At 42.6% G+C, this 12289-nt stretch carries 10 protein-coding genes and 1 pseudogene; 3 read left to right on the top strand and 8 right to left on the bottom strand.

The window, feature by feature from the left end:
- Nucleotides 1–44: 44 nt before the first annotated feature.
- The gene (locus F0227_RS02580) at nt 45–551 is read right to left on the bottom strand and encodes a YgjV family protein (protein ID WP_171751594.1); all 507 of its coding nucleotides are present in this window, start codon (nt 549–551) and stop codon (nt 45–47) included.
- Between the two features lie 140 nt (nt 552–691).
- On the opposite strand from F0227_RS02580, the gene F0227_RS02575 reads away from it, so the two are divergent.
- Nucleotides 692–1576, top strand: a complete 885-nt coding sequence (locus tag F0227_RS02575) for a LysR family transcriptional regulator (protein WP_171751593.1) — start codon at nt 692–694, stop codon at nt 1574–1576.
- Between the two features lie 19 nt (nt 1577–1595).
- On the opposite strand, the pseudogene F0227_RS02570 reads toward F0227_RS02575, so the two are convergent.
- The 4 genes and pseudogenes from F0227_RS02570 to F0227_RS02555 form a co-directional block, all read right to left on the bottom strand.
- Nucleotides 1596–1862 (bottom strand): annotated as a pseudogene (locus F0227_RS02570) (DUF1801 domain-containing protein); the annotation flags it as partial.
- Between the two features lie 248 nt (nt 1863–2110).
- Nucleotides 2111–2266, bottom strand: a complete 156-nt coding sequence (locus tag F0227_RS02565) for a hypothetical protein (RefSeq protein ID WP_171751592.1) — start codon at nt 2264–2266, stop codon at nt 2111–2113.
- Nucleotides 2267–2276: 10 nt separating this feature from the next.
- Complete coding sequence (locus tag F0227_RS02560; protein WP_345775789.1) at nt 2277–3548, bottom strand: HAMP domain-containing sensor histidine kinase; 1272 nt, start codon at nt 3546–3548, stop codon at nt 2277–2279.
- Nucleotides 3545–4228, bottom strand: a complete 684-nt coding sequence (locus tag F0227_RS02555; RefSeq protein ID WP_171751591.1) for a response regulator transcription factor — start codon at nt 4226–4228, stop codon at nt 3545–3547. Before F0227_RS02555 ends, F0227_RS02560 begins: the two co-directional genes overlap by 4 nt.
- Before the next feature lie 161 nt (nt 4229–4389).
- Between F0227_RS02555 and F0227_RS02550 the strand changes: the two genes are divergently transcribed.
- Together F0227_RS02550 and F0227_RS02545 are read left to right on the top strand one after the other, a co-directional pair.
- Nucleotides 4390–5181 carry an efflux RND transporter periplasmic adaptor subunit gene (locus F0227_RS02550; RefSeq protein ID WP_171751590.1) on the top strand — a complete coding sequence of 264 codons (792 nt, stop codon included), beginning with the start codon at nt 4390–4392 and terminating at the stop codon, nt 5179–5181.
- Nucleotides 5182–5193: 12 nt separating this feature from the next.
- Nucleotides 5194–8211, top strand: a complete 3018-nt coding sequence (locus F0227_RS02545; protein WP_171751589.1) for an efflux RND transporter permease subunit — start codon at nt 5194–5196, stop codon at nt 8209–8211.
- 121 nt (nt 8212–8332) lie between these two features.
- Here F0227_RS02545 and F0227_RS02540 read toward each other — a convergent pair whose 3' ends face one another.
- From F0227_RS02540 to F0227_RS02530, 3 genes are read right to left on the bottom strand one after another with little or no spacing between them, the layout of a single operon-like run.
- The gene (locus tag F0227_RS02540) at nt 8333–9892 is read right to left on the bottom strand and encodes a BCCT family transporter (protein ID WP_171751588.1); all 1560 of its coding nucleotides are present in this window, start codon (nt 9890–9892) and stop codon (nt 8333–8335) included.
- A gap of 44 nt (nt 9893–9936) precedes the next feature.
- Nucleotides 9937–11058, bottom strand: a complete 1122-nt coding sequence (locus F0227_RS02535) for a mandelate racemase/muconate lactonizing enzyme family protein (RefSeq protein WP_171751587.1) — start codon at nt 11056–11058, stop codon at nt 9937–9939.
- 55 nt (nt 11059–11113) lie between these two features.
- Nucleotides 11114–12289, bottom strand: a complete 1176-nt coding sequence (locus F0227_RS02530; protein WP_171751586.1) for a UxaA family hydrolase — start codon at nt 12287–12289, stop codon at nt 11114–11116.

Genomic DNA, 12289 nt, shown 5'->3' with positions numbered 1-12289 from the left:
ATTTTTATTTGGATTACCAGACATATTGTTCTATTGACTTAGCGCTAACACCCTTCAACTGCGCGCTCTTCTTTGCGAAGGCGGCCAATAGTAATGCACAAAACCGTGGCATTGAAAAAGTCGTTCATAAGCCCGCCATATGAACCAACAATAACAGCATTGATCATCCAGATCAGGGTGCAAATTAAGAAGGCGAATCGCATCCGCTTCCCTTCAGCACAAAACAGCGCATAGCAGCTAAACAAAGATGCAATTGCCGGCAAAACATCTCTAGGTTCACTGTAGAAATAAGCGCTCATAACCAGTTGAATTACAACAAATACAAAAAAGACCTTGGTGCCTTTGAACCTCAAAGAAACAAATGCTCTAAATGAGTTCACAAACAGATTCATCCCCGCCACAAATGCCCCCAATAAGGTGTAGTGGATAGAAAAGGTTAAGCATGACAAGCAGATAATGGCTCTCATGCGATTATCATTTGTGGTTGAAGCGGCAAGAATATTAAAACCGAATGCCAGAAAGCCTAGTGCTTGGATACCATACTCATTCATTACTGCCTGCCTATTTCTGTGATTTTTTATAAGATGTGTCAACAATTTAGATGTAAATGTCCGCAATTCACAAAGCCAGTTTAGTAACTGAAAGTGATTCCGTATAATGAAATAAAATCTCAATCTGAGTCTTAATTGGAATGGAAATAGATCAACTTAGAGCATTTTGCCAACTGGCTCACGACAAAAACTATCGCATTGCATCGGAGCACCTTTGCATTACTCAATCGGCGCTAACTAAGAAAATAAAAAGGTTGGAGCAACAGCTCAATGTGGTTCTTTTTGAACGAGGAAGGCAAGGAACGGACTTGACTCAAGTAGGAAGAACTTTACTGCCTGAAGCTTGGCGTATGATAGAAAACGTTGACTCTTTTCGGACATTATCAAGTTTTGTCGCAGAAGGGACATACGGCTATCTAAATATCGCTTTTGGTATATCTACTTACCACGAAGCACCAAAATACATCGCCATGTTTAAACAACAATACCCTAATGTCCACGTGACTCTTAATGACATGCCTTCTCACAAGCAGATAGATGAACTACTAACCGGCGGCATACAACTGGGCTTTGATAGAATCCCAATAGAATCTTCACTGGCGGCTTTACCTCTTTTTTCAGACCAGCTGGCAATCGCAATAAATTACAGTGAAGATATTGATGAAAATAACCTTTGGGCGTCACTCAGCCAGTTAAATTACTTGAGTTTAAGCACACGAAAAAACCCAACGATAACTCGACAGATACATACTTACCTGCACAATATTCAGCAAAAACCACACACCATACAAGAGACAGATCATATTCTAACTCTACTTGCTCTCGTCTCTGCTCGCCTTGGCTATTCCATTGTTCCTGCAAGTGTAGCTCGTATCAGCCAAGGCCAAATTCGATTTATTCCTTTAAAAGAGCCATACGCTAAATGGAGTATAGGGTTACTATGGAACCCACAAAGGCCGGATCCCGTAAAAGAGAAGTTTATTGAAACTGTTGACGTAACTGTCACCAAAAATGACGTTAGTTAATCACTAAATTTCTTGCTCTTTAGGCTCCTAACAGAGGTAAATGATTCACTCTTTTATAGGTCAAGGCGAGCGTTAAACAGTGACGAAGCTCTTTTTCTGGCAAAGGTTGCGTAATATTCATCACTATGGCTCTGTTGCCTTGAAACTCTAATTCAGATTCATACAGCTGCCGAAACGTATCCACCAGCTTTGTTTGGCAATTAAAGTAGAGATAATAGTGATTAGGCGTCTTCAGCTTCCAATCCATCCGCACAGGGCTACCGGTTTTAACGTGATAACTAGGGTCTGTTGACCTTTCGCGACTATTTTTGCAGCTTTTTGTTGGTGCTTTATACAAGGCAGCACCTGTAAAGTGTAGTCATCTACACAAATCAGGTGATAACGCAGTAGAAAGTGCCAACAAACGCTGCCCGAAGGGTTCATCTGAAAACGCCTTGAGCTGTGTTATGAGTCGTTTACATAGAATAACTATGCTGCTCTCCTCATGCCTTACTCAAACCGCTTTCAGATTGAACAAAATCTGTTCTCGAAAGGTCAACAGACCCTAAGCTCTCCCCATTTTGTCGTCTCGGTAACGTCCCCGAGTGCAAGCTCTGACGCCAATTCAAAAATCAACTCTCTTAATTGCGTCATAACAAGTTGAACATCTTGCGGATAATCGTTAAACCTCTGTTGAACTGCCTTGTCCATTCTCTTCCCCTTATAGCTCACTCTTATCCATGGTGACAATACACCCTTTAGCTTCGGCGTTGTTTTCCAGCTTACATACCCAGCCATAACTCTGGCATATTCGCTCTACAATAAGCAGCCCTAAACCATGTTCTGTTTCTGGTTTATCTGTCAATCCAGTTCCAGTATCAACAACTTGAATTCTGGTAGAACTAATGAAAATATTGATGCGGCCTGTTTTGGTAAAACGAATCGCATTTTCGACCAGATTATTGATCACCATCCGCAATACGCTATCAGGTAAGTTTATCTGCGTGTTCTCTTCAACCGTTAATTGCAGCTCTACATTTTCCGCTAACTTGTTCTGATAACTCGACAGGTCAAATGACTGGTGCGTGACAGGAAAAAGTCCCTGTCTACTGCTGGCATTCTCCTGTTTAACAATATTAAGCAGCACCTCGACTGTCTCATGCATCCCCGTCGCGGCGGTTAATATTCGTTGCCGCTGCTTCTCCTGAAAGTCTTTATCTTGCTTCATCGGTTGCAGATTAGCAGCGCCAAGCACCACGGCAATCGGCGTTTTTAGCTCATGACTGGCGTACTTTGCAAACATTAACTCCTGTTTAGCCACCCGCTCTTTCATCTGTCGATATTGGTTCAAATGAGAGGTTAACTGTTTTAACTCGTCAATAGCACGATCGGATACTGAGAATTCGGCGTCTTGAGAACAAACTAATTGGCCATTCAGTTCTGATACTGGTGACATTAATCCATCAAATACCCGTCGAAGAGAGAATCGCAAGACCAGAATCAAAAACACCATCAATAACATGGATACACCCATCAAATCTGCCCAACTGTCATCCCCAAACTCAATGGCTCTAGAGTCAATCGTTAAGTACATCGGAACCGTTTTATCTCCGAAGTCGAATTCACGATGAAAGACCATATAGCCATCGCTGTTATACGGACGAAATCGGCTTACTTCATCTAAAGCATATGGGTAATGATTCATGAATTTTTCTGGCAATGCCTCTACACCATAATACGCGGTAACATGCGCACTTAATGAGGCTTTCTTCACTGGATTAAGTTGATAATAATCGACAGCAATATCTTGAAATGAGGTTAAATGGCTTTCTATCTGGCTATCTTCAAAGACGACTAATCGAATTGAAAATGCGAAAAATACGATAAATGAAGTCGTTAAAGCGATAAACGAAAAAGTAATCAGCAAGCGAGTCTTAACATCTTTGATGGAGCTGCCCCGATACGCTTTAAACACCTTTTTTAACGCTATCACTGTGCCACCAATTTAAAACCAAATTTAGGCACCGTGATTAACATAGGAAAATCAAAAGGCTTATCCAGCACATTTCTCAGCAAGTAAATATGGCTTCGTAACACATCTTTATCCGGAATCTCTTCTCCCCAGAGCTGGTATGTTAGAGTCTCTCGAGAAACGACCTCTCCCTGTGCTTTCACCAACTCAAGTAAAATCTGATACATCGCAGGCGTCGTTTCTAATAGAACATTAGCCCTTTTTACAGTATGAGTTTTCGCATCAATCAACAGCTCACCATAAGTTAACCGAGTCTGAGCCACTTGCCCTTTGTAACGCTTTATCAAGGAAACCAATCTCACCTCAAGTTCTGGAAACTGAAAAGGCTTGCTTATAAAGTCATCGACACCGGATTCAAACCCAGACAACAGATCTTCCTGCCCATTCAATGCTGTCAACATTAAGATCGGCGTTGTACAACCGTTTTCTCTTAGTTCCTTAGCCACTTGCATACCATCTTTTCTTGGCAGCATCACATCAAGAACAATGGCATCAAAGTCATTTGCTAGCGCTAAATCCAGCCCAAGGACACCATTACCGGCAAAATCTACATCGGCACCTTTCACTTCCAAAAAGTCAGCCAAGATACCTTGTAACTCTTCATTGTCTTCTACTACCAGAATTCGGCTACCTTCAATCATCTTCTACCCCTGTAACGGCCTATCACCCATGCTGAAACAACGCTTGTCGAATAAATGTCAAATTGAGTGTGAGGCAGTTTTTTTCTTCTGTCGAACCCAATTCGACAAAAACTCGACATCCTCCAAGACAAACTTGCTTCATCAGATAAGAGGAAAATGCCATGCAAATAAAAACACTTAGCATCTTTGTTGCAAGTTTGGTCATCACTTTACCCACCTTAGCGATTGATCTTTTGGGACAAGTTGAAAGCAAAAATAAACAGAGCGTCGTAGCAGAAGTTAACGGCGTTATTGATCTTGCCCATATGGAGACAGGAGATGTTGTAAACAAACACGACATACTTGTCAGCATCAAAACCGAGGATTTCGACTTCGATGTTGCAAAAAAACAAGCAAGTTTATCGTTAGCACAAGCGGACTTACAGTTAAAACAAGCTACATATCAACGCTATACAGAGCTTGTTAGCAAAAAAAGCCTATCTGAAAATGACTTAGATATTGCTAAAGCTGAATATCTCAATGCCAAAGCGAGTTTAGAGCTTGCTCAAATTGAACTAAAAGAAGCAAAGAAAAAAAGAAACAATACTCAAGTGGCCGCCAATATTGAAGGGGTCGTTGTGACTCGAAATGCAGAAAATGGAGCATGGGTTAATCAAGGTGACCTTCTCTATCAACTGGTCAATATCGATACCTTAACTATTCGCTTGCTGGCAAGTGAACACGATATCACTAAATTATCCATTAATCAGCCTATCGAACTATGGTCTGAAACGGCGCCAGAAAACAAAATCCAGTCCACCATTAAACGAATTGGTGTTGAGATGGAAAACACCACCCATGCCTATCCTATAGAAGTCGAAATACCCAACGCAGACCATACGTTAAAACCCGGGATGTCTATTTACGCTTCTACTGACGTTAGCCACAACTCGGGTTCTAATCAAAGTCACTAATAGGAACACAATATGTCATCATTCATTGCATATTTCGCCAAACGGCGCTTTTTAGCGCGTATTATTACCGTCATGGTGCTTATTACGGGTATCGCTTCACTATGGACTCTAAAACTGCAAGAGTATCCGGATGTCGCGTTTGAATCTGCCGACATTCAAACCTTCTACCCGGGAGCAACCGCACAAGATATTGAGCTAAACATTACCAACCCGATAGAAAAAGAGCTTCGTAGCGTTCAAGGAATAAACTTTTACTCTTCAGAGTCAAGTGATGGTGCTTCATTCATTTCGCTTGAATTCCTACCGGGAGAAGACTCTGTCAAAGTTATGCGTGATATCCAGCAAGCAGTAGATCGAGTAAGTGGCCTGCCTAAAGATATCACGGCTCCTCCTGTTGTGACTCAACGACAAACATCCTCATTTGAGGTGTTCACATTTGGCGTCAGTCTGATCGATAGCAACGGTGATCAATCCATTTTGCAACAATACGCACGGCAGTTAGAGAAGAAATTACTCAATGTTTCGGGAGTCAGTACGGTCAGTATGAGCGGCTATAACGAACGTGAATTCTGGGTAGAAATTGATCCAGACAAAGCCAGCCGCTACCTTGTCACACTGCAAGATATTAGTTCTGCGATTGAACAACACAGTTTGTCACAATCAGGAGGTGTCGTTGAATCTTGGAGTAATGAGCAAAAAATCGTCACCATGACTCAGGTTCAGTCAACCAGCGATATTGGTAACATTGTAATAAAAGCGCTGGATAACGGCACCATTGTTAAAATCTCTGATGTAGCCAAGATTGAAGACACCTTCGCTAAGGCAACTCAGCAAGGGGTTATTAATGGTCAGTCCGCCATACTATTTTCTGTGACTAACTCTGGAAATGCCGACGTCATTACCACCGTGGACAACATCAAGGCACTAATTAATGAGATGCAAGATGAAACCGATCTCTATCAGTTTGAGCTAGGATTAAACCTTGCTGATGATATGAACAGCAAGTTCTCCATCGTATCTACAAATGGCATGATCGGCCTTGTCTTAGTATTGCTCGTTCTCAGCTTAATTTTAAAGCGCCAAGTTGCATTTTGGGTCTCCCTATCCATCCCTTTCTGTATTTTAGGTGTGATGATTGTATTGCCTTTGGCTGGCCTTAATTTGGACAGTGTTACCCTGGCGGCTTTGTTGTTGGTTATTGGCATTATTGTTGATGACTCGGTGATTGTTGCTGAAAGTATTTACCAGCAAAAAGAGCGAGGAAAAACAGGCGTTGAGGCGGCAATATCTGGCACCAAAAAGGTTATCAAACCGATTCTTGCTAGTTTAACCACAACCGCTCTCGTATTTATCCCAATGATGTTTATTCCCGGTTCTATGGGAAAAGTTGTCATGGTTATCCCTATAACCGTTATTGCCGCTCTGCTCTTCTCTCTAGCGGAGTGTACATTTACCCTGCCTGCGCATTTATCCAGTTCATTAGAAAGCAAAAACAACAGCCATGATGAAGACCGCTTAAAAGTTGTCAGTGAGTGGTATCAGAGAACGTTACGTCTCTGTTTAAAATATAAAAAATCCGTGGTCATGATTGCGCTTATCAGCAGTGCAGCAAGCGTTGGTATGATTACAAACTTAAAGTTAGACATATTTCCAGTTGAAGCCGCAAAATACATAGAGATAGTTAGCGAAGTGAAACCGGGGACACCATTATCTCATGTAAGAGAAGCTCACAGTAAGATCGAAGAAGCGATAAAAGCATTACCAGACAATGAACTGGTCAGCTATCAAATGGCCTACTCTTCTCCTATCAGTTCGGGACAAATAAACCTTACCGATTATCAACAGAGAGAACGCACAGCAGAAGAGATAATTGCTCAGCTGAATAGCCAAATTGGCCAGTTAAGTGATGATATGTTTGTTCGATTCTCAGTGGATGCAGGTGGACCTCCTCCCGGTGACCCTATTGCAATCCGAGTATTGGGTGGAACGACGGCAGAGCGAGACAGCGCTGTCATGTTAGTCACACAATGGCTTGAACAACAAGATGGCATTAGTGATATTACAAATAACGAAGCACTTAAAGACCCACAGCTCAATGTCGTGCCTCAATATGATTGGCTAGCAAAATATGGGTTATCTGTTTCTGACTTAGCCTCTACTCTACGAATTGCTTTTGATGGTAATAGCGTGAGTTCCACTTGGTTAGGTGATCAAGAAGTCGATATTCGTGTTATTTTGGATGAACCATTCCGAGAGATAAATAAGCTTAAAGTTACCAAAATTTACACCAGTGATGGTCGTCAGGTTCCATTAAGTCGCTTAGCAAAAGTGGAACAGATCGAAGCACCTCGATTAATAAAACATTACAACGGCGAAAGAGAAGTGACGGTGACGGCACAGATAACAGATGACGCCATCTCTTCCGTGACTTTGTCAAACGACTTAATTGACAGTATCAAAGGTAAATACGCACAAAACGTCACCATTGATATTGGCGGAGAAGCAGAAAGCACAAATGAAACTATGAGTGGTTTCTTGGTGGCGTTCCCTTCCGCTATGGTCGCCATCTATTTCGTATTGGCAATAATGTTTAACTCACTGCTGCAACCATTACTTGTTATGGCGGTTATTCCATTTGCTGTCATTGCGGCGCTAATGTCTCTGGTTGTTCACATGCAAGCGCTATCTATGTTTGCTCTTATTGGCGTTCTTGGTATGACCGGGGTAGTTGTGAATAACTCGCTGGTTCTCATCAACCGAATAAATGAGCTACGAGCAAATGGTATTGCCCCGTTAGAGGCGGTTATTGAAGCGTCAGTAAGCCGGTTAAGGCCAATTCTTCTTACTTCCATTACTACAGTAGTAGGGTTGCTACCTTTAGCTTATGGCTTTGGTGGAACCGATGTCTATATGGGTCCTATGTCGTTAACGTTGGGCTATGGGTTACTCTTTTCATTACCTGTGGTGCTCTTGGTTATACCTGCGCTGTACGCATTGTGCTTTGCTCGTAAACAGACACCAACGAGCTAGCGTCATAGTAATATTAGCGCCATAGTAATAAATGGCATACCATAAAAATAAGCCCTCAATAGTGCATTTAACTATTGAGGGCTTTTTAGGTTGCCTTAAAGTGTTTTAAGGTGACCTGTTATTAGTTTTCTTCTTGTAGCGTTAATACTTCTTCTTGCTCAGCCGTTTGCTCATGTACATCATCAGGGTTATTAATCCACTTGAAGAAACCATAAAGCATGATAAAAATAACCACCATCAGCGGAAGCGAAGTCACAATCGCCAGTGTTTGAATCGTACTTAACGGCGCATCAATGAACATCATGGTTAATGGAACCGCAGCCAAGATCACACACCAGAACAGACGTAGGAATGTCGGTGGGTTAGCATCTTCATCAAGCTGGTTTGCCGCCGTGGCCGCCAACGTAAACGAGGCAGAATCCAATGTTGTGGCGAGGAACAGCGTTGACATCACAGCAAATATTACAATAAACAGTGAACTCATTGGTAAGGTACGAAGTACCTCTATTACTGTTGCGGCGCCCCCAGATTCGGACAACATCCCGGTGACATCCACCAGATCATTTAGGTGAGTACTCATGCTGTAGCTACCCAAAACACCGAAGAAGATAAAGCAACCCGCACTTCCACCAAGAACCATACTGATGATCACTTCTTTCAGCGTACGTCCTTTAGATACTTTTGTTACAAACAGAGCCATAAACGGAACGTATGTCATCCAGTAAGCCCAGTAGAATACTGTCCATGAAGTCGGGAAAGAACCACCTTCAATAGGGTCAGTCCACAAGCTCATGCGAATGAAGTTTTGTAGCATCAGTCCGTAGCCATTGGTCATTTGGTCAATAATAAATGACGTAGGACCAACAATCAGAACCAGAAGAACAAACACAACAGCCAGCTTGGTGTTCATATCACTTAGCTTAGCCATTCCTTTTTCAATACCAACATAAGAACTGACAGTAAATAGCGCTGTAATTGCCAGCATTAAACCTACATTCATACCAAAGCTGCTTTCGACACCAAGAAGTGAAGCAATCCCGGCAGAAACCATAGGAACACTTAAACCAAGTGTAATTCCCATCGCGCCAACACAGCTGAAGATAAAGATGGTATCGATCAGTTTACCAATGGCATTGTTGTAAAAACGCCCCATTATGCTTTCACATACTGCACTCAATTTAAGCTGAGGGTTTTTGCGAACATGGAATGAGTAAGCAACAGGTAATGATGCAATGCAATATAGCGACCAAGCAGAAATACCCCAGTGGAACATGTTGTAGCTTGTCGCCCACTCCGCAGCAGTAGCACTGTATGGTTCAATACCCATTGGTGGACCCATATAGTAGTAAGCCCACTCTACAAATGCCCAGTAAACTGTGGCAGAACCTAAACCAGCGCAGATCATCATGGCAAGATAGTTAAAAAATGAGTATTGAGGTGCGCCTTCACCAAATTTTATGCTGCCATGTTTTCCAAAGCCTAACCAGGCAAGAATGATGACGCTAAAGAAACCAAACAGAAGGAAAAGTTCTCCAAACTGCTCCGTTAAAATGGTGAATAGTGTTTTAGCTATCGCATTCCCCTGTTCAGGAAATAACGACAACCCAGCAACAATACCGAAGATAGTAGATAAACTTATTACCATCAACGGCTTGTCTATTTGTCGATTATTTTGTTTCATGTTAATTATTCTCTGTGTAATTATACGCGAAGGGTCATCAGACCCTAAGCATCAACGCGGAACTGCTCAATGATGGAGTCGCTAAGTTCTATCCCCAGTCCAGGTTTATCCGGAACAGGCACAAAACCGTTATCAAATAGCAGTCGATTAGTGACAAGGTCAGTAAATAGAGGGCTTTGGCTTTGCGAATACTCCATAAGAGTGCCGTGCTCACAAGCAGCCAAAAAGTGAACGGAAGCAGCCAATAAAATACCCGTGCTGAAACCGTGGGGAACAAGTTGGACACCGTGAAGCTGGGCCAAATCGTAGATTTTTTTCATCTCAGTGATACCACCGCAACGTGTAATATCCGGTTGTACGATATCCACCTGAGAATGTTCCAAGAAGGATTGGAACTCATAACGAGTGGTTAATGACTCACCACCAGCCAGTTTTGCATCCACCTTATTTGATAGTTTTGCGTAGCCGGATAAGTCATCAGCTAGTACAGGCTCTTCTACCCAATTGAGGTTAAACTCAGCCAGTTCTTTACACATGTAAGCAGAGTGACCAGACGTACGCCACTTGGATGCAAGGTCAATTTGGACTTCAATATCATTGCCCACCGCTTCGCGAACATGCTTAACGATTTGATAATCCGTTTCAGGGTCATCCCCAAAAACACCGCCACCAAACTTAATACTGGTAAAGCCTTGCTCAACCAAGCCTTTAGCAATTTGACGGTTATCTTCTGGTTTACTGGCAGGAATAAAGGTGCCGTATGCACGAATCTTATCGCGATACTTTCCACCCAGTAGTGTGTGGACAGGAACACCATAATACTGACCGGCGATATCCCACAAGGCGATATCAATAGCACTGATGGCGTGAATGCCCGCGCCACGGCGACCAAAGTAGTTTGATGCCCAATACATTTTGTTCCATAGCTTTTCAATTTCTAATGGGTTCTCACCCATAATCAGTTGCTTTAGGCCATAGCAATATAAATTTGAATTGGTCGTTTCAATACATGCTCTTACTACTTCTGGTGAACTGTCCGCTTCACCAATTCCAATAATTCCTTGGTCGGTATGAACCTTAACAATAACGGCGTCTTCGCCCCATTCACACTCTTCATTTGCCGCCGGAACTCGAAGACAAATCACTTCTACATCGGTAATACGCATATCTTTATCTCTCACGATACAACGGTGAGAGCTCCATAGAGTTAGGAAATAAAATTTATAATGATTCTTTACAGATCAACTGCTCTAAACGTTGGTCTTTTTGATACAGGGAACAGAAGGCATAACCGATATCTTCAATAACGGTTTTTTCGCCTTGGATAATGGTGTCTAAACAACGTAATACTGCTTTGCCACCATCAACAACACTCAGTTCTGCCGACATAATGCCGCTTACATCAACATCAATGTCTTCAGTGATTTGGCTAGCATTACCGCTAACACGAATGACAGGAACAATTGGGTTGTTGAAGCCAGCACCGCCTGTTGTCCACAAGATAATATGTGCACCTAAAGCGGCGAAATGCATTCCTGAACCGCCACATAGGTGGGTAACTTCAGACAGATAAAAACCAGTTGCTGAGGGCTTTTGAATACCTTGAGGATTAATTTCCAGCACATCTTGAATGTCTCGAGTACCGGTTTTATGAAGGGCCCCAAGCGCTTTTTCTTCTAGCGTGGTTAGGCCACCGATACTGTTGCCGATACTCATTGTTTCGACATCAGTGCCTTCGATATGCCAACGGCGCTCTTCTTCCATAATGAGTCGCTCAATTTTTTCAGCAACATCACTATTCACCGCTCGTTTCTTTAATATCTCTTCGCAGGTAATTAACTCGATCAACTCTCCGGCGATACAGGTCGCACCTAAGTCAACCAGTTGATCTGCGGCATAGCCAACCGCCGGATTTGACGCGATACCAGAACTGGTGTCAGACCCGCCACACTTAATACCAACAACCAATTCGCTGATAGGGGTTGGTTCTGGGGTGGTTTGTTCAGCAATGCTCACCAACTCGTTTGCCAGTTGCACCCCTTCGTTTATGGTTAATCGAGTCCCTTTTGACTTAATGATGGAAAGATTAAAAACTGGCTTTTTAGCCACTTTTATCGGGGCAATAATTAGCTCAGGGTCAATACTTCCACAGCCCATATTAAGCACCAACACCCCTGCAATATTCGGGTTTGTAGCAGCGCCAACCATGACATTAACCATCTCTTCATTTCCACCATACATACAGGTGTAATGGTTAGTTACAATGACTGTTTCTGGCACTTTTTGCTTAATTGCCTGAGCAATGCCTTCCGCACACTCATCAATAGCCAAAATCAAAATGTGGTTGCGGATACCCACTTGTCCATCCGCACGCCTATAACCTTGAAAAACCTTCAT

It is taken from the genome of Vibrio sp. 99-8-1, assembly GCF_013114595.1.
In the GTDB taxonomy this organism is placed as follows: Bacteria; Pseudomonadota; Gammaproteobacteria; order Enterobacterales; family Vibrionaceae; genus Vibrio.
The sequence above is the reverse complement of the archived record's forward strand: the minus strand, read 5'-3'. Positions and strand labels throughout refer to the sequence as shown.